17 protein-coding genes are annotated in these 16,719 nt (G+C 62.3%); 3 read left to right on the forward strand and 14 right to left on the reverse strand.

Annotated elements, in window-relative coordinates; all coding sequences use genetic code 11:
• Positions 1-4 precede the first annotated feature (4 nt).
• Entirely contained in the window at positions 5-517 is a 513-nt protein-coding gene (locus O4H31_RS00800; RefSeq protein WP_269341854.1) for a PepSY domain-containing protein, read from the forward strand.
• 115 nt (positions 518-632) lie between these two features.
• On the opposite strand, the gene O4H31_RS00805 is transcribed toward O4H31_RS00800, so the two are convergent.
• The 3 genes from O4H31_RS00805 to O4H31_RS00815 all read right to left on the reverse strand — a co-directional run bounded on the left by O4H31_RS00805 (position 633) and on the right by O4H31_RS00815 (position 4,766).
• The gene (locus O4H31_RS00805; protein WP_269341856.1) at positions 633-3,143 is read right to left on the reverse strand and encodes a cation:proton antiporter; all 2,511 of its coding nucleotides are present in this window, start codon (positions 3,141-3,143) and stop codon (positions 633-635) included.
• 76 nt (positions 3,144-3,219) lie between these two features.
• Positions 3,220-3,849 carry a DUF1523 family protein gene (locus tag O4H31_RS00810; RefSeq protein ID WP_067631139.1) on the reverse strand — a complete coding sequence of 210 codons (630 nt, stop codon included), beginning with the start codon at positions 3,847-3,849 and terminating at the stop codon, positions 3,220-3,222.
• Between the two features lie 128 nt (positions 3,850-3,977).
• Positions 3,978-4,766 (reverse strand): alpha/beta hydrolase, encoded by a 789-nt coding sequence (locus O4H31_RS00815; RefSeq protein WP_269341862.1) that lies wholly within the window; start codon positions 4,764-4,766, stop codon positions 3,978-3,980.
• A gap of 91 nt (positions 4,767-4,857) precedes the next feature.
• Here O4H31_RS00815 and O4H31_RS00820 point away from each other — a divergent pair, with 91 nt between their 5' ends.
• Complete coding sequence (locus tag O4H31_RS00820) at positions 4,858-6,333, forward strand: NAD-dependent succinate-semialdehyde dehydrogenase (RefSeq protein ID WP_269341863.1); 1,476 nt, start codon at positions 4,858-4,860, stop codon at positions 6,331-6,333.
• Between the two features lie 58 nt (positions 6,334-6,391).
• On the opposite strand, the gene O4H31_RS00825 is transcribed toward O4H31_RS00820, so the two are convergent.
• The 8 genes from O4H31_RS00825 to O4H31_RS00860 form a co-directional block, all read right to left on the reverse strand.
• Positions 6,392-6,649: a DUF6525 family protein gene (locus O4H31_RS00825; protein WP_269341866.1), complete on the reverse strand. Its 258-nt coding sequence runs from the start codon at positions 6,647-6,649 to the stop codon at positions 6,392-6,394.
• A 15-nt stretch (positions 6,650-6,664) separates the two neighbouring features.
• Entirely contained in the window at positions 6,665-7,339 is a 675-nt protein-coding gene (locus tag O4H31_RS00830) for a metal-binding protein ZinT (protein ID WP_269341868.1), read from the reverse strand.
• 186 nt (positions 7,340-7,525) lie between these two features.
• Positions 7,526-8,080 (reverse strand): hypothetical protein, encoded by a 555-nt coding sequence (locus O4H31_RS00835; protein ID WP_269341870.1) that lies wholly within the window; start codon positions 8,078-8,080, stop codon positions 7,526-7,528.
• Between the two features lie 247 nt (positions 8,081-8,327).
• Positions 8,328-8,798: an Hsp20 family protein gene (locus O4H31_RS00840; protein ID WP_269341871.1), complete on the reverse strand. Its 471-nt coding sequence runs from the start codon at positions 8,796-8,798 to the stop codon at positions 8,328-8,330.
• 150 nt (positions 8,799-8,948) lie between these two features.
• Positions 8,949-9,779 (reverse strand): trypsin-like serine peptidase, encoded by an 831-nt coding sequence (locus tag O4H31_RS00845; RefSeq protein WP_419723576.1) that lies wholly within the window; start codon positions 9,777-9,779, stop codon positions 8,949-8,951.
• A 49-nt stretch (positions 9,780-9,828) separates the two neighbouring features.
• On the reverse strand, positions 9,829-11,157 hold the full coding sequence (glcF, locus tag O4H31_RS00850) for a glycolate oxidase subunit GlcF (RefSeq protein ID WP_269341874.1): 1,329 nt from the start codon (positions 11,155-11,157) through the stop codon (positions 9,829-9,831).
• A gap of 13 nt (positions 11,158-11,170) precedes the next feature.
• A complete protein-coding gene (locus O4H31_RS00855; RefSeq protein ID WP_269341875.1) occupies positions 11,171-12,286 on the reverse strand; it encodes an FAD-binding protein in 1,116 nt (371 codons plus the stop codon).
• Complete coding sequence (locus O4H31_RS00860; RefSeq protein WP_269341877.1) at positions 12,283-13,734, reverse strand: FAD-linked oxidase C-terminal domain-containing protein; 1,452 nt, start codon at positions 13,732-13,734, stop codon at positions 12,283-12,285. The genes O4H31_RS00855 and O4H31_RS00860 overlap by 4 nt, the downstream gene beginning before the upstream one ends.
• 185 nt (positions 13,735-13,919) lie before the next feature.
• On the opposite strand from O4H31_RS00860, the gene O4H31_RS00865 reads away from it, so the two are divergent.
• On the forward strand, positions 13,920-14,276 hold the full coding sequence (locus O4H31_RS00865; protein WP_269341879.1) for a hypothetical protein: 357 nt from the start codon (positions 13,920-13,922) through the stop codon (positions 14,274-14,276).
• Positions 14,277-14,300: 24 nt separating this feature from the next.
• Here the strand turns inward: O4H31_RS00865 and rlmH are convergent, their stop codons facing one another.
• From rlmH to O4H31_RS00880, 3 genes are all read right to left on the reverse strand, one after another.
• Entirely contained in the window at positions 14,301-14,771 is a 471-nt protein-coding gene (rlmH, locus tag O4H31_RS00870) for a 23S rRNA (pseudouridine(1915)-N(3))-methyltransferase RlmH (protein WP_269341880.1), read from the reverse strand.
• Positions 14,772-14,794: 23 nt separating this feature from the next.
• Positions 14,795-15,166, reverse strand: a complete 372-nt coding sequence (rsfS, locus tag O4H31_RS00875) for a ribosome silencing factor (protein ID WP_067631153.1) — start codon at positions 15,164-15,166, stop codon at positions 14,795-14,797.
• A 184-nt stretch (positions 15,167-15,350) separates the two neighbouring features.
• Positions 15,351-16,706, reverse strand: coding sequence for a mechanosensitive ion channel family protein (locus O4H31_RS00880; protein WP_269341883.1), 1,356 nt, complete (start codon positions 16,704-16,706; stop codon positions 15,351-15,353).
• Between the last annotated feature and the right edge of the window lie 13 nt (positions 16,707-16,719).

The raw sequence follows: 16,719 nt of genomic DNA on the forward strand, positions 1-16,719 counted from the left end.
TCCCATGCCACATAAGTTCACCGCCCTCGCCGCATCGCTCCTGATCGCCCCCACTGCGCTCTTCGCCCAAGAAACCGCCCCAGAGGCCGAGCGCGTCAGCATGTCCCAAGCCATCAAAGCCGCGCAAAGCAGCATCGACGGCGGCGTGCTGGAAGCCGAGATCGAAACCGAAGGCGATGCGCTGGTCTATGAAATTGACCTTGTCCGCGGCGAGGCTGTCTACGAAGTCACGGTCAATGCCGCCACCGGCGAGGTGATCTCGCAATCCGAAGAACAGCTCACCAGCTTTCTCAGCGGTCTCTTCCAAGAAGATGAACTCCGCGCCGCTGGCTCCTCCCGCGATGTGCTGATGAAAGCGTTGGCCGAACTTGAAGGCCAAGACGGCACAAGGATCGAGGAACTCTCGCTCGACGAAGAAGATGACCGCATGGTCTATGAGGTCGAACTGACCGACGCGACAGGCGAACGCGAGGTGCTGATTGACGCCTCCACCGGCGAAATCACCCAAGACGACTAACCTCACCCCAAGGTGCGGCCGCCTCTACCGGCCGCACCCCCCCTATCTTCATCCTTTTTCAAATACCGCTGCGCAACACCGGCCCCAAACACCCCGTCCGCGATTGCCAAGCAGCCTATCCAGCCCCGCCCCCCGAGAGCAAATCCACCGGATCGATGCCGCGCTTCTCTGCGCTGGCCCGCACCGCGTCGCGCAGGGCCGCACTCCGCTCCAGCAGGCGGCGAAAGCGGTCTTCGTCCAGCACCAAAAGCGTGGTCGGTGCGATGGCGCGGACATCCACCCGGCGCACACGGTTCGTCAGGATCGCCATCTGGCCGAACATCTCCCCCCGACCAAGCCGCCAAGTCTGACCTGCACTTTCCAACTCGACCGCGCCCGAGGCGATGAAAAACACGCTGCGTGCAGGGCTTTCCTTGTGCAAAACCACATCGCCGATATCTACATAGCGGGTTTTGAGCACCCGGCTGAGCCGTTTGAGCGCGCCCTCACCCAGATCCGCAAACAGCGGAAACTGTTCGATAAAGGCGCCGCGCCGCACGGCAAGGTCAAGACCCGGACGCCCCTCTGCCGCCGTACGCCGCGTGGCCAATTCCTGCATCAGCGCGGTATAGACCTCGGCTCCGAACAGCCCGTCTTCGCGCATCAACGTGTATTCGCGTTCCTCCAACCGCAGCGCCGTGCGACGAATGAAACGCCGCTCCAGCTCCTCGGCATAGCCCGGATACTGCAGCCGCAGCCCCTCCAGCGCGGTTTCGATGCCTTCGATGCGGCGCGCCAGCAGATCGTGCAGCAATTCCGCCACCCGCCGCCCGTGAATCCGGCGAATACGCCCATCGATAAAGGTGCCCAGATCGCGCAGGATCAGCCGCTGCGACAGCAGCATTTCAAAGCGGTCCGCCGTCATCCGCGCCAAGGGCCCCGAAACGCCGTAACGCCCGTGCAGGACCGCCGCCGCGCGAAAGGTGCGCCCATAGGCCACGCTGCGCCGCGCCGCGCGCTGGTACCCGCTGCGGCCTTGGGTCCGCGCCCCTTCGATCAGCCGGTCCGCATCCGAGAGCACCAGATCAGCCATCCGGGCCGAGATCGTTCGCTCCCGCACCCGTGCGAGGATTGTGTCGCGCTCGTGCCCTGCCAGCGCGATGAGACCAAGCGCGATCCGGTCCCGGTCAAGGATATCGGTCGCCTCCTCCGCAGTCTTGACCGCCGTCTCAAGCCGTTCGCCAAAGCGCTTGGCTTCGGACCGCACGATATCGCGGTTCAGATCGTAATTCTCGGTCGTTTGAGCCACGTCTTCGCGCACGGTTTGCAGGGCCACGGCGATCACCTGCCGCGACAGGGCGTGGTCGATGGGCGACAGTTGATCCAGCCCCAGCCGCCCAATGATCCAGCGCAGCGTCGTACCTTGGGCCAGCAGGGTAAACAGGGTGAAACCCGTGGCCAAGATACCCACGATCCGCTGGATATCATCCGGCACCCGCACGCTTTCCGTCACCGCCAGCGCCAGCGCCAGAGTGACCGCCCCGCGCAACCCCCCCCAAAGGATCGCCACCCGGTAGGGCCGCTCGACCGAGGGCGAAAGCTTGGCCGCGGTCAGCAGGGGCAGCAGCCCGAAAAGGATCACTGCACGGGCGAAAATGGCGGCCACGACGACCACGGCAATGAGAAAGAAATCCTCTAGCCGGACTTCTTCCAACAGCCGGGGGATCAGTAGTGCTGCGAGGATAAAGATGAGCGCCCCGGCCCAATGGGCCAGCACGTCCCAAAGTTCGCGCAGGTTGGTCAGCGCCTGCGGTGGCAACCGCCCCGGTGCCGTGAGGTTCAGCGTCAACCCCGCGGCCACCACGGCGATCACTCCCGAGGCGCCGACGCTTTGCTCGGCCACGATATAGGCCAGATAGGGCAGCGCGACCGAGATCGACTGCTGCGCCAGTTCATGCCGCGCGAACAGCGCCATCACCCAAACCGCGATCCGCGCGCCCAGCCAGCCCACCAGCGCCCCGCCTGCGATCAACACCGGGAATTGCGCGAGAGCATTGCCCAGTTCCGGGTCGGGGATGCCCAGCATCACATAGCCCATGAAAAGGCCAAACAGCGCGATGGCGGCGGCGTCGTTCAGCAGGCTCTCACCCTCAATGATCCGCGCCAACCGCCGCGGGGCCGAGATTGAGCGAAAGATCGAGACCACCGCCGAAGGGTCCGTGGTCGAAACGATCGCCCCAATCAGCAGACAGGCCGCCAGTGGAATAGCACTGACCCAAAATAGCGCGTAGCCGATGCTAACGGTCGCCACCACCACGGCCACCACGGCCAGCACGAGAATGGGAACCCAGTCATCCACCATGCGCCGCAGGTTCATCCCCAGCGTCGCCTGAAACAAAAGCGTCGGCAGGAAAACATAGAGGAAGACGTTAGACCGGATCGGCAGCCCCAGAATGGCCGCCGCCATTGGATTCAGCGCATCCGTCAGATCGGTGCGCAGGAAAAAGATCGCCGACGCCCCGATGAGGATCCCCACGACCGCAAGGATCACGCTGAACGGCAGTTGCAACCGCGCGGCAAAGGGTTCGGCCAAACCGATAACGACAAAGAGCGACGCAATGATCGTGGTGACGAGGATGATGTCCATATAGGATGGAATACCAGAATTTAGCTGAATGCGGGGCGTTACCTGCCCCGCTCAGCGTTTACAGTTCTTGGTGAGGTTACTTCCGGGCGCGCCGTTCGGCACGCCACCGGGCAAAGCGCCCTCGGCGCGCGGCGAAGTCATCCTCGATTGCCTCGATCCTTGGGTCCAACCGCGCGCGGCGGAACCGCCGCCACCGCACCCAGATGGCATAGAACAGGGCCGCCACAAGGGTCAGCACGATGATGGTCACGAACGGAATACCCTTGCTCGCCTCCGGCCCTTCGACAGGGCGCAGCGAGATGGCATTGGGGTAGATCGACAAAAGCTCACTACGCCAACCATAGTGTTTCAGCGCGTAATACTGCGGCGCGCCGGTGGTGCTGCGTGCGTCTGCCGCTTCGGCCTGAAGATTGGCAGTGTCGAATTTGAAATAGGGCGGCCAGCCCCAGCCAGTGTCTTCGTTGCGATAAACCATGACATCGCCCTTGGCGCGGCGGGTCTGGATGAAAAAGACATCGCGGTTGACCGCTTGCCCGGCACTATCCGTCGCAGAGCCGGCCCAGAAGATCGAACTGTTGCCGAAGTCGATCCGCTTTTCATAGGTGTCCGTGACCCGAACGATATCGGTCTGTGGCAGGGTATAATGGAAGAACGCCGCTACCAGCACCCAGACGGTCACCCAGAACACCCATTTAACGATTCTCATCTTCGGCCCTTTCAATTGCGTCGCTTGGCCGAACAGGGGCCTTTGCCCCTCTGACATAGTGTTTCTGCGGCACTGCGGCAAATGCCTTACGTGCATTAACGCAGGGCATCTGCCGTAAAATGTGGGGCCTAGCTGCCCAATAGTGCTTTGGTCAGGTCGCTGTCCGGCTCGGCCAACGGGTCGATCACGTCGAAATGGTGCTTGCCTTCGGCCACGACCTGTTTCGCGCCCCAACTGCGGGCGAAATTCTCGGCCTGTTCAAGGAAGGCGGGCCGCTCCTGAGCGCCCACCCAAACGGTGACATCGACGCCGTGCGGCGGCGTCATGTTCATGGGGCTTTCCGCCTCGGCCTCGGCCTCGTCCAGCCGCAGGGTTTCGTTCATCTGGGTCTGAAGCAGCGGCGCAAGGTCAGCCACGGGCGAGATCGGCACGATCCGCGTGATCCGGTCGCGCACCTCGGCCCCGAGCAGCAGGGGGTCGGTCATGCGCGCCACCAAATGCCCGCCCGCCGAATGGCCCGACAGAACGATGGTGCCCTGCGTGCGGTTCGCCACTTCGGTCAGCGCGGCCGCGATCTGCGTGGAGATCTCAGAGATACGCACATCGGGGCAAAGGTCATAAGACGGCATAGCCACGGCATAGCCCCGCGCCAGCGGACCGGCGGCCAGATGCGACCAATAGCTTTTGTCGAACGCCTTCCAATAGCCGCCATGCACAAAGACCGCCGTGCCGCGCGACACGCCCTCGGGCTGGAAGAAATCGAACTTCTGACGGTCCGAAGGGCCGTAGCGCACATTCAATTGCGCCCGCGCCCCCAATGACGCGCGGAATGCCTCCGCCTCCTTTTCCCAGCGGGGCGGAAAGCCGTCGGCCCCGTCGATATAGGCAGCATTTGCATAGGCGTCATCTAGCATCATTTGGGTCTCCCACCCCGGATTTGATCAAACTGAACTGGACAATCATACTCGTTGTTGCTTTGGAGGCTATAGAGAATAGCGGAGAGATGACATGACTGATGCTAAGACGGATCTGAAATCACTGCTGAAAGACCCCAGCCTGCTTGAAACCCGCGCCTATATCGGTGGCCAATGGGTTGACGGTGAAGACGGCACCTTTGACGTGACCAATCCCGCGCGGGGCGATGTCATCGCACAGGTTGCTGACCTCAGCCGCGCGCAAGTCGCGGGCGCTATTGCACAGGCCGAAAAGGCGCAAAAGGACTGGGCCAGTTGGACCGGCAAGGAACGCGCCGCAGTGATGCGCAAATGGTTTGACCTGATGATGGAGAACCAAGACGATCTGGGCACCATCCTGACCGCCGAACAGGGCAAACCGCTGGCCGAAGCCAAGGGCGAGATCGCCTATGGCGCGTCGTTCATCGAGTTCTTCGGCGAAGAAGCCAAGCGCGTCTACGGCGAGATGATCCCCGGTCACCAGCGCGACAAGCGCATCATGGTGATGAAGCAGCCCATCGGCGTTGCCGCTTCGATCACGCCGTGGAACTTCCCCAATGCGATGATCACCCGCAAGGCGGCTCCGGCGTTGGCGGCGGGCTGTTCATTCGTGGCGCGCCCGGCGGCGGAGACACCGCTCTCGGCCATCGTCATGGGTGTGCTGGCCGAACGTGCAGGCATTCCCGCAGGCGTGTTCAACGTGTTGCCGTCGTCGTCCTCGTCGGCTGTGGGCAAAGAGTTCTGCGAGAACCCCGCCGTGCGCAAGCTTACCTTCACCGGCTCCACCGAAGTCGGGCGCATCCTGCTGAAACAGGCCGCCGATCAGGTGATGAAATGTTCGATGGAGCTGGGCGGCAACGCACCCTTCATCGTCTTCGATGACGCCGATCTGGATGCCGCCGTCGAAGGCGCGATCATGTGCAAGTTCCGCAACAACGGCCAGACCTGCGTCTGCGCCAACCGGATCTACGTGCAGGCCGGGGTCTATGACGCCTTCGCCGCCAAGCTGAAGGACCGGGTGAGCAAGATGAAGGTCGGCGACGGCCTTGAAGAGGGCACCGACCTTGGCCCGCTGATCAACCCCGAAGCCTCGGACAAGGTGCGCGAGCACATCAAGGACGCGGTCGACAACGGGGCCGAGATCATTCTGGGCAACGCCAAGGACGACATGGGCGGCAACTTCTTCGGCCCGACCATCGTGACCGGCGTGACGCAGGACATGAAAGTCGCCAAGGAAGAGACATTCGGCCCGCTCGCGCCGCTGTTCAAGTTCGACGATGTGGACGACGTGATCGCCATGGCGAACGACACGATCTTTGGCCTTGCCTCTTACTTCTATGCCAAAGACCTGAGCCGCGTCTACAAGGTGGCCGAGGCGCTGGAATACGGCATCGTCGGCGTGAACACCGGTATCATCTCGACCGAGCTTGCGCCCTTTGGTGGGGTCAAGCAATCCGGCCTTGGGCGCGAAGGATCGCACCACGGGATCGAAGACTATCTTGAGATGAAATACGTCTGCCTGTCGGTCTAAGCACCTGGGACGATTGATAGAACGGGGCGTGCCTAGGGCGCGCCCCGTTTGTTTTTGCTCAGATCTGCAACCGGTCCTGCGCCAGCATCCGGTGCTCTGCGCGGTTTAGGTGGAGGGCGGCCCCCACCGCATCGCCTTCGCAACGCTGCAAGGCCCGACACCACAGCCGATGGGCTGACTGCGGCGACCACGGCAGCGCCGCCTGCGCCAGCCATGCCCTAAGCGGGGGCGGCAATCGGTCATAGGCCGCCATCGGATCCCCCTGACGCCGCCGTTGTTTCAGCCCGCTTCGCAGGTTTCGCTTTTTGCCAGACATGCTGGATGGCCGCCCTTAATGCGCCTGCATATCCGCCGCGATCTCAGACGCGCTCATCTCGGCGGGGAAATAGGTCGGCCAATTTGTCAATTCCTCTAGAACCTTGGCGCGATCATCGCCCCAATAGAGGTGGTAGTGATCGGCCTTTTGCGGTGCGATGATGTGGTCGCTGAACTGGATAAAGCCCGGCGCTTCGGCATCGCCACCTTCTTTGGCAAAAACATAGCGCACGCCGCGGTTGCCCTTTTCGTAGGTCAGCACTTCGTAGCCATCGCTGGCATAGCGCCCCTGCACCGGATCCCCGTCCCGAAAGAAGGTCACGGCGTTGCCCTCGATGGTGATGCGGTCCACATCCGTGGCATAGCCGACATCGTAATAGGCTTTGTACTCCGCCGCTGTTTTGTCGCTGTCTTCGGCCTTGTGCTGCATCACCTCGTCCAGCGCGCCCTGCTGCAAGAGCGGGTAGACCGATTGCCATTCACCCGCCCAATCCGACAGGGGCCGGTCCTTGATCTGTGCGTCATCGAAATAGCCTTTGTAGATGTCGTCTTGGCCGTGGGCATGGTCATGCGCATGGTTATGATCGTGGTCATGCGACACCTCTTTCGTATCGGCGAAGGCAGGGGCCGAAAGGGTAATGCCAGCGCTGAGCGTCAGAAAGAAAAGCGGGGATGCGGATGTGTGGGGCATGTCGCTCTCCGTGATGTAACCTGGGCGGTGATTCGATATGTTATGTCATAACTATTGCCGAGTACCTTTCCCCCAAGTCATTTGCAAGCCGACAAACCCCCGACCCCGGCACATAAAAAAGCCGACAGCACGTTCGTGCTGCCGGCCTCCGGGCGGGGGAGAGAGACGCCCTGGGAGTGACCCGTCTTAGTTGGTCCGGGTCTGCGCCGCGCTGCCCGCGTTCACTTGCTGGGTCAGGGCTGCGGCGAATTCTTCGCCTGTCATGCCAATGACAAGTTGGCCTTCGGCGTCAACATCTTGGTCGATCTGCACGACCGCGCGGTCGCTATCTGCGGCGAAATCGTTGGCCAGATCGATGGAATAGCGCACAGAGCCATCGGCCTGTGGTTCCGCATTGGAAATCGTGCCGATGACAGTGTCGTCCGACGCGACGGCCACGGTGCTGCCATCGAGCGCGATATCGACATCCGTGTCGCTCTCGCTCGGCATGGTCTCCGCGACCCGGTCTTCGACGTTCAGATCGGTGTCGGCGGAAATGGCGCTATCGGCGCCCGCCGCGACATCAGCACCGGTCGCAGTGTCGGCCATATCGGCGCCTACACCGGCGTTTGCTTCGGCATTCACATCAGCGCCAACGCCGACATCGGCGGTCTGAGCCTGTGCAGCAATCGGGGCGGCCATAAGCGCCGTGACAGCCGTGGTCAGGGTCAGCTTGCGTAGGGAATTTGCATAGTTATTCATGGTTCTTCCTTTCATTGCGCGTGCGGTACTCTGCACGCTGTTGCCCGAGCACGCCTGCCCGGTCCCCCACTCAACCCGACAGCTTTCGCATGGTTTGCCCCGCCCCGCTGCGCAGCAGAAAGCCGCCGTTTTCGCGCCCCACCTTCGGCAGATATTCTCCCACGAAGGGACCCCCTCAAGCGCCAACGCCAACGAAAAAAGGCCCGCCGGATAGCGGGCCTTCACAAAGCTCGGAATGGAACCGGGCTTAGTTCACGGACTTGGCGTCAACCACGTGCTTGTCGATCGCCTTCACCTCGGAAGAGATGGCGATCTGGCGTGGTTTCAGGGCCTCAGGCACCTGCCGCTCAAGCTCGATATGCAGCATGCCGTTGGCATGGGCCGCGCCGATCACCTGAACGTGGTCCGCCAGATGGAAGCGACGCTCAAAGGCGCGGGTGGCGATGCCGCGGTGCAGGTAGGTCTTAGCCTCATCCTCATCCGCCTTGCGGGCCGAAACGATCAGCGCCTTCTCACGTACTTCGACGCTCAGGTCGCTGTCAGAGAAACCAGCCACGGCGATGGAGATGCGGTAGGCATCGTTATCGAGCTTTTCGATATTGTAGGGGGGATAGCTGGGGGTGGCCCCATCATTTGTCAGAACCCGGTCCATCATATTGGCGATCTGGTCAAAACCAACGCTGGAGCGGTAAAGGGGTGCGAAATCAAAGCTACGCATGTGTTCATCCTCATCTTTGAGCGATTGACATATCGGGCCTTCCACCATTGGACAGACCCGGTTTTTCAAGCGCCGAAGCCCTATAGAGGCACCTCGGCAAAGCTCATGTGGGAAGGGTTTTGCGCGCTTTCAAGACTTGGGGTCGCAGATTTAGGGCCGGATGAATTTCGCACCGGTGCCGCGCTCTTCTCCGACCCGGATGCGCTTGCCTGCGGGGTTGGAATCCAGAAACACCCCTTTGCCCGCCACCAGTTCCGCTTGCAGCAGCGCCAAGGGCGCGCCCAGAGCGGTGCCAAGGGAAACCTGCGTGCCCTCGACCTCGGCCTTGGCCGAAACGACCGAGACGATATGCGCCTCGCCCGCGACAATGCTAAAGATCGGCGCGCCGCTGGAGCCGAAATCGACTGAACAAGAGGTGACAAGAACCCCTTCTTGCTGCGCCAAAACCTTACAAACCTCTTGCAGGGACGGCGCTTCAGCCCGGTCACGGGCATAGCTGACCACGCCCACGCTGTCGCCGGGACGCGGCCGCGCGGCGGTGCCAAAGGGACGGATCGTCGTGTTGCGGATGGGTCGGGAGAGCTCCAAGAGCGCCAGATCATTGCGCACCCGACCCGAGGATACCTCTCCGTCATAGACGTAGTCGGGATGCACCACGGCGCGGCGGATATCGCGGTAGGCCCCGGCGCGGCCATTGCGCCAGCCGGCGAGGAACTGCACTTCGCCATGGTCGATCCGAGCCTTGGTTTCGCGGTCAAACAGGCAATGCGCGGCGGTCAGCACCAGACGCGGCGCGATCAGGGTGCCGGTGCAAAAGCCGGTGCCGCCGATGTCGAGACGGCCCACGGCCTCCCAAGCGGCGGCGTCGACACCGTTGTCGAGCGCCTTGAGCGCGCTGTCTTGGGCCATCGCCGTCGTTGCGAAGGTAAAGACCCCGAGAAAAGCCGCCAACAATTGTCGCAAAATGCACCTCAAAACCATGTCCACTTTGGCGGATATAGGGGAGTTGCGGCGAAAATACGGCGTAGGCTTAACGCAAACGCGGCACCTGCGCGGGCGCATCGGGGTCGCGGCTGAGCGCGGGCGGTTTTGGCCCACCGCAGGCCCAATCAAGCAGTTCGACACTATGCACCACCGGCACCCCCGTGCCCGAGCCGATCTGCATCATGCAGCCAATGTTGCCCGCCGCGATGACATCCGGCGATTTCGCCTCCAAGGTCTTGATCTTGCGCTCTTTCAGCTTGGCCGAAATCTCGGGCTGCATGAGGTTATACGTGCCCGCCGAGCCACAGCAGAGGTGGCTATCGGCAGGCTCTACCACCGTGAACCCCGCCTGTTTCAGCAGGGTCTTCGGCGTGGCCTTGATCTGTTGCCCATGTTGCAGCGAGCAGGCCGCGTGATAGGCGACGACCATGCCCGGCTCTGCCGGTTCGACTAAAGGCAGGTCCAATTCCGCAAGCAGCTCCGTCACATCCTTTGCCAAGGCCGAAACCCGCGCGGCATCCTCTGCCAGCGGATCATTGCGGAACATATGGCCGTAGTCCTTGACCGTGGTGCCGCAACCTGAGGTGTTGATCACGATGGCATCCAGCCCCTCGCCATCCATCTCGGCCCGCCATGCGCGGATGTTGCGGGCGGCATGGGCGTGACTTTCATCGGTCTTGCCCATGTGATGGGTCAGTGCGCCACAACAGCCCGCGCCTTCGGCCACCACCACCTCGCAGCCCGCGCGGGTCAGCAACCGGATCGTCGCGTCATTGATATCGGTGTTCAGCGCCTTCTGCGCGCAGCCGGTCATCAGGGCCACACGCCGCAGCGGTTTGCCCTGAGCCGGGAAGCTTTGCGGATCGTCATTGCGGCTGACCGGGGGGATCGTTTTTGGCGCCATCTCAAGCATGGCGCGCAGCCGGGCGTCGGGCATCAGCCGCGCGAAGGGCCGCCCGATCTTGGCCCCTAAAAGCGCCAGTCGAAAGCGTGTGGGATATGGCAGGATCCGCGCCAGCATCCAACGCAGCGCGCGTTCCCCCATTGGCCGCTTGTACCGCTCTTCGATGTAGCTGCGCGCGTGGTCGACCAGATGCATATAATGCACGCCCGAGGGGCAGGTCGTCATACAGGCGAGGCAGGACAGGCAGCGGTCGATGTGCAGCACCGTCTTTGGGTCCGGTTCGCGGTCGTTCTCAAGCATGTCCTTGATCAGGTAGATGCGTCCGCGCGGGCTGTCCAACTCATCGCCCAAGACCTGATAGGTCGGGCAAGTCGCCGTGCAGAAGCCGCAGTGTACACAGGCGCGCAGGATGTCGTTGCTGCGCTGCGTGTCGGGGTCCTGCAACTGCTCGGGGGTGAAGGTGGTTTGCATGAAGGCTCCGAAATTATGCGCTGTGGGCCAAGGCTGGGGCATTGAACAGGCCACGGGGGTCGAACTTGGCTCTCAGCCCGGTCGTCAAACGCGCCACGCCCGGTGCTTCGGGTTCCTGCCGGGGCAGCGTCTGCGCCGCATCCTCGGCCCGCAACAACGTCGCGTGTCCATCATACAGACCCAAGCGCGCGCGCAGGTCCGTTCCGGGGGCCATCCGCAGCCAGATCAACCCGCCGGCCCAGTCATAAAGATGTGCCTCGGCTCCGGCCTTTGCCGCGAGCGCCGGTGCCTCAGTCGGACGGCAATGCACCCGCCAGACATCCCCCGGCGCTCCATGAAAAGCCGCCACATCACGCAGGTCACGCCAAAGCGTGGCGGAAGGCTCTGCCGCGATGTCTGCAAGCTCGGCACCGGTTGGCGAGAGCAGATCTTTCAGCCTTCCGAGCCTGTAAGTGACGGAACTCTCAAACCCCTCCAGCCGCAAAAACGTCCGACCCTGTGCCGGGTCATGGGCTGCTGCGGTGACCTCGAAAGGGCTGCGCATCGCCTGTGCCATGGCGGCGATGGCTGCGGGGTCGTCCAGATCAGAAAGCACAAGCGTCGCGCTGGTTTCCGGTTCGGGCAGTACCTTTAGCGACACCTCGGTCAGCGCGCCCAATGTTCCGCGCGACCCGGCCATCAGCTTGACCAGATCATAGCCAGTGACGTTCTTCATCACCCGGCCCCCGTTCTTAATAACGTTCCCCTGCCCATCGACAAAACGCACGCCCAACAGGAAATCCCGCGCGGCCCCCACAGCAAGCCGCCGCGGGCCGCTGACATTGGCGGCAAAGATCCCGCCGATGGTCGGCGTGCCACTGCAGCCCATAAGCGCGCGGTGGTCCATTGGCTCAAACGCCAGCCGCTGGCCTTCGGCGGCCAATGTCGTCTCAATCTCGGAGACCGGCGTGCCTGCCTGCGCCACCAGCGTCAGCGCGCCCGGCTCATAGAGGCTGATGCCTCGCAATCCCGCAAGCGACAGGTCCGCCCCCGGCCCGGCCATGCCGCGCGTATTGCCGCCCCGCAAGGACAATGGCGCCTGCGCGGCTCGGATCGCATCGACCAATTCTGCCTCAGAGGTTACCGTCACGCGGCCACCGATGTGCCGCTGCCGCGCCGCCCTTCCGTGACATCCAAAGGAAAGACCTTGGCCGGGTTCAACAGCCACGCCGGGTCAAACGCATCTTTCACCGCCAACTGCGCCTCAAGATCCGCCGGGGCATATTGCACATGCATCAGATCGCGCTTTTCGATGCCCACGCCGTGCTCCCCGGTCAGACAGCCGCCCGCCTCGACACAAAGCCGCAGGATATCCGCGCCGAAGGCTTCGCATTTTTCCAGATCGCCGGGTTTGTTGGCGTCAAACAGGATCAGCGGGTGCATATTGCCGTCGCCTGCGTGAAAGACGTTGCCGACTTTAAGGCCATAGCTGTCCGACATCTCGCCAATGAGCCGCAGCACCATCGGCAGCTCGTTCACCGGGATCGTGCCATCCAGACACATGTAGTCGTTGATCTGCCCCATCGCACCGAAGGCCGATTTGCGCCCCAGCCAGATCGCCGCGCTTTCTTCGGCGCTGGTGCTTTCGCGCAGTTCCACCGGGTTGTGGCGGCGGGCGATCTCGGTGATCAAGGCAAGCTGGTGATCGATCTCGGCGTCGGAGCCTTCGACCTCGACGATTAGCAGCGCCTCGCACATCGGGTAGCCTGCATGGGCGAAAGCCTCTGTCGCCTCGATACAGGGGCGGTCCATGAATTCGATCGCAACCGGCAGCACCCCGGCCTTGATGATGTCACTGACACAGGCCCCCGCCACGGCGTTATCGTCAAAGCCCATCAGCACAGGCCGCGCGCCTTCGGGTTTGGGCAGGATGCGCAGGGTGGCTTCGGTCACCACGCCCAACTGCCCTTCGGAGCCGCAGACCAGCCCCAGAAGGTCCAGCCCGCCTGCATCCATATAGCCGCCGCCGATCTCGACCACTTCGCCATTCATCATCACCATGGTGACGCCCAAGAGGTTGTTGGTGGTGACCCCGTATTTCAGACAGTGCGCCCCGCCCGAGTTCATCGCGATATTCCCTGCGATGGCACAGGCCAACTGGCTGGAGGGGTCGGGGGCGTAGAAAAAACCGTCCTCCTCCACCGCGCCGGTCACGCTGAGATTGGTGCGCCCGGTCTGCACCCGCATCAGGCGGTTGTCATAGTCGACCTCAAGCACCTCGGCCATGCGGGCCACCCCTAGCACAACACTATCGGCCGTGGGCAAGGCCCCACCGGCAAGCGAGGTGCCCGACCCGCGCGGCACGACAGGCACGCCTTCCTCATGACATATCCGCAGCACGGTAGAGACTTCTTGGGTGCTGGCCGGAAGGGTCACGGCCAAAGGGGGGCATTTATAGGCTGTGAGCGCGTCGCATTCATAGGCGCGGGTCTCATGCTCATCGTCGATGACGGCATTGCGGGGCAGCGCCGCACGCAGCCGTGCGACGACTCGCGCTTTGCGCGCAATGATCCCGGCATCGGGTGTTGGCATCTGCATCGCGGTCCCTCCTCTTGACCTGCAGCATAAAGACTATGCCGCCGGTTTGACCAGACTGCCGCGCGCTTGGTGCAATTGCACCACTAATTTGCAGCCTCACGGTGAATTGCGCGGAGCCGCGCTGTGCTTACCTTGGAACCCTTCCGAAATGCGCTATATTCAGTTTGTTGTTTTATTGGTGCCACATGTTCAAACGCAGCCTCATTCTCACCCTATTGGCTTTTGCCATGCCGGCCTTGGCCGATCCGCCCGACATTTTGAATGTCACGGTCGATCGACAGGGGGATCTGTGGAAATTTGACGTTACCATCCGCCACAACGACAGCGGTTGGGATCACTATGCCGATGCTTGGCGCATTCTGGACCCCGAGGGGGAGCCTTTGGGCACGCGCAATCTGGCGCATCCGCACACCAAAGAGCAGCCCTTCACCCGCTCGCTGTCGGGCGTGCGCATCCCGGATGGGATGACTGAGGTCAGCATTCAGGCGCGCGACAGTGTGAGTGGCTGGTCGCCGGAATTGGTGACGATCCCGCTGCCCTGATCCCGCTGTCCTGACCCCTAAACATCAGACCCGGTGATAAGGTCCGCCCGATAGGATCGCGGCGGCGCGGTATAGCTGTTCGGCCAGCATGACCCGCACCAGCATATGCGGCCAGACCATCTTGCCAAAAGATAGCGCGTGATCCGCCTGCGCCCGCAGGCTGGGGTCAATGCCATCCGCCCCGCCGATCACAAAGGCCAAATCCCCCCGCCCGGCATCACGCCAAGCGCCAAGCCGTTCGGCAAATGCTGGGGAGGTTTCGACCTTGCCACGTTCATCCAACACGCAGACCACCGCGCCCTGCGGGATCGCGCGTTGCAACAGGACGGCCTCGGCAGCCATGCCACCGCCCTTTTTATCTTCCATCTCGACCACACGCGCAGGACCAAGGCCCAGACCGCGCCCGGTCCGGTCGAACCGGGTGAGATAATCATCGACAAGAGTTTTTTCGGGACCGGCGCGAAGCCGGCCCATAGCGCAGATATGTACCCGCATGGCTTAGTCCCGCGAAAGCAGGATCAGTGCGGCATGACCGCAGCCGCGTCTTCGCCGCCCAGCCACATCTTTTCGAGCTGGTAGAACTCACGCACTTCGGGGCGGAAGACATGCACGACCACGTCGCCTGTGTCGATCAAAACCCAGTCGCCGGTTTCGCGGCCTTCCATCTTGGACGTACGTCCAGTGGCGTCTTTGACGGCCTGTGCCAGCTTTTCCGAGATCGCCGAAACCTGCCGCGTAGAGCGGCCCGAGCAGATCACCATATAGTCGCCGATGGCCGTTTTGCCGCGCAGATCGATCTGCACGATGTCTTCGGCCTTGTCGTCATTCAGCGAGGAAAGAATAAGCGCCAGCAGGTCGTCGCTGGTTGCGATTTGCGAGGCGGCAGTCATTGCGGCCCCATGGTCAGCAGCCTGCGCTGCGTCAACGTTAAGAGACAGGACATTGTCCTCCTTCGTAATGCACCGCCAATGCTGAACGCTTGCCCCGGTGCCGAGCCCCCCTAATTTAGCGATATAGGCCAGATTTTTCAATGGACCCTATGCGTTCCGCGCCAACCGTGGCGCAAATCCCCGCTTAGTCAGGCAAATTCTGCGTCGCTGCGGCCCGTGAAAGCGCCAATTGACTGTCTTCGATGATCTTCACCTCGCGCTGCGGGAAGGGGATGGAAATGTCGTTTTCCTTGAACGCATCCCAAAGCGCCAGATAGACATTGCCGCGAATGTTGGTCAGCCCGCCGGTCGGATCCTTGATCCAGAAGCGCAGGATGTAATCCACCGACGAATCGCCAAAGCCGACAATATGACAGACCGGCGCCTTGTAGCTCAACACCCGGTCGACGCCCTTGGCCGCATCGACTGCCAGCTTGCGTACCACATGCGGATCGTCGGAATAGGCTGTGCCAAAATAGATATCGAGGCGCACAAAGTCATTGGAATGCGACCAGTTCACCACCTGCCCGGTAATGAGGTCTTCGTTCGGGATCAGGTATTCTTTGCCGTCCCGCGTGACCACAGAGGCATAGCGCGCGCCGAGCGTTTGGATCCAGCCAAAGGTCTCGCCCAGACTGATCACATCACCCGGTTTGATCGACTTATCCAGCAGGATGATCACGCCCGAGACGAGGTTCGACACGACCTTTTGCAGACCAAAACCAAGGCCCACACCGATCGCACCTGACAGCACTGCAAGCCCGGTCAGGTCGATCCCCACGGCTCGCACCCCGATGAAGAACGCCAGACCATAGAGTAGGATCTGCACCCCCTTCACGGCCAGCACCTGCATGGAGGGGCTGATGTCTTCGTTCTTGCGGATCGTCGCGGCGGTGGTGGTGCTCACCAGCCGCGCCATGGTCAACAACGCGCCCACCACCACAAGCGCGGTGAGAACGGTCAGGACCGAAAGCCGGAATTCACCGATGGTCAGCGCCACGTCATCCAGAAACACTGCCACATCATCGGCGACATTGAGCATGTAGAGCGTGGCGTAGATCCACAGCCCCCATGTTACCATGCGCCGCAGCGGGCGGTTGCGCACCAGCCGCGCGGCAAATGCGATGCCGACATAGATCGCCGCCAGTGTCGCCGCCAAGCCGATGAGGTAAGACCGCGAAGGCCAAGTGACATTCTGCATCACCTGATACAAAAGCCCGGCCAGCAGCGCGAACCACATCAGCCCCAGCCGCCGCTTGACCTGCACCACCACACGAAGCTGCCATTTTGACCAGCCTTCGCGCGAACGGACCCAGTTTTGTAGCATCACACCGGTGACCCGGTGCAAAATCCACGCCAGCGCCACCAAGGCCAGCAGGATCAAAATCTGGTTTTGCCGCCACCCGGGGCTCAGGACGCTTTCACCAAAGCCGAGAACCCCATCAAACAAAGCCTGAAGCGATAGAAGGAAGTTCAAGAAAGGGTGGGACTCAGGGATCATGTGGGGCCTTTGC

Origin of the sequence: Sulfitobacter dubius (assembly GCF_027214245.1) — a bacterium.
Taxonomy (GTDB): domain Bacteria; phylum Pseudomonadota; class Alphaproteobacteria; order Rhodobacterales; family Rhodobacteraceae; genus Sulfitobacter; species Sulfitobacter dubius_A.

Excerpts from the sequence above, each read along its gene's own strand:
- O4H31_RS00825 (WP_269341866.1), bottom strand. The coding sequence starts at position 6,649 with ATGTCTGGCAAAAAGCGAAACCTGCGAAGCGGGCTGAAACAACGGCGG.
- O4H31_RS00820 (WP_269341863.1), top strand. The coding sequence starts at position 4,858 with ATGACTGATGCTAAGACGGATCTGAAATCACTGCTGAAAGACCCCAGC.
- O4H31_RS00800 (WP_269341854.1), top strand. The coding sequence starts at position 5 with ATGCCACATAAGTTCACCGCCCTCGCCGCATCGCTCCTGATCGCCCCC.
- O4H31_RS00880 (WP_269341883.1), bottom strand. The coding sequence starts at position 16,706 with ATGATCCCTGAGTCCCACCCTTTCTTGAACTTCCTTCTATCGCTTCAG.
- O4H31_RS00805 (WP_269341856.1), bottom strand. The coding sequence starts at position 3,143 with ATGGACATCATCCTCGTCACCACGATCATTGCGTCGCTCTTTGTCGTT.
- O4H31_RS00815 (WP_269341862.1), bottom strand. The coding sequence starts at position 4,766 with ATGATGCTAGATGACGCCTATGCAAATGCTGCCTATATCGACGGGGCC.
- glcF (WP_269341874.1), bottom strand. The coding sequence starts at position 11,157 with ATGCAAACCACCTTCACCCCCGAGCAGTTGCAGGACCCCGACACGCAG.
- O4H31_RS00810 (WP_067631139.1), bottom strand. The coding sequence starts at position 3,849 with ATGAGAATCGTTAAATGGGTGTTCTGGGTGACCGTCTGGGTGCTGGTA.
- O4H31_RS00865 (WP_269341879.1), top strand. The coding sequence starts at position 13,920 with ATGTTCAAACGCAGCCTCATTCTCACCCTATTGGCTTTTGCCATGCCG.
- O4H31_RS00845 (WP_419723576.1), bottom strand. The coding sequence starts at position 9,779 with ATGGTTTTGAGGTGCATTTTGCGACAATTGTTGGCGGCTTTTCTCGGG.
- O4H31_RS00830 (WP_269341868.1), bottom strand. The coding sequence starts at position 7,339 with ATGCCCCACACATCCGCATCCCCGCTTTTCTTTCTGACGCTCAGCGCT.
- O4H31_RS00835 (WP_269341870.1), bottom strand. The coding sequence starts at position 8,080 with ATGAATAACTATGCAAATTCCCTACGCAAGCTGACCCTGACCACGGCT.
- O4H31_RS00860 (WP_269341877.1), bottom strand. The coding sequence starts at position 13,734 with ATGCAGATGCCAACACCCGATGCCGGGATCATTGCGCGCAAAGCGCGA.
- rlmH (WP_269341880.1), bottom strand. The coding sequence starts at position 14,771 with ATGCGGGTACATATCTGCGCTATGGGCCGGCTTCGCGCCGGTCCCGAA.
- O4H31_RS00840 (WP_269341871.1), bottom strand. The coding sequence starts at position 8,798 with ATGCGTAGCTTTGATTTCGCACCCCTTTACCGCTCCAGCGTTGGTTTT.
- rsfS (WP_067631153.1), bottom strand. The coding sequence starts at position 15,166 with ATGACTGCCGCCTCGCAAATCGCAACCAGCGACGACCTGCTGGCGCTT.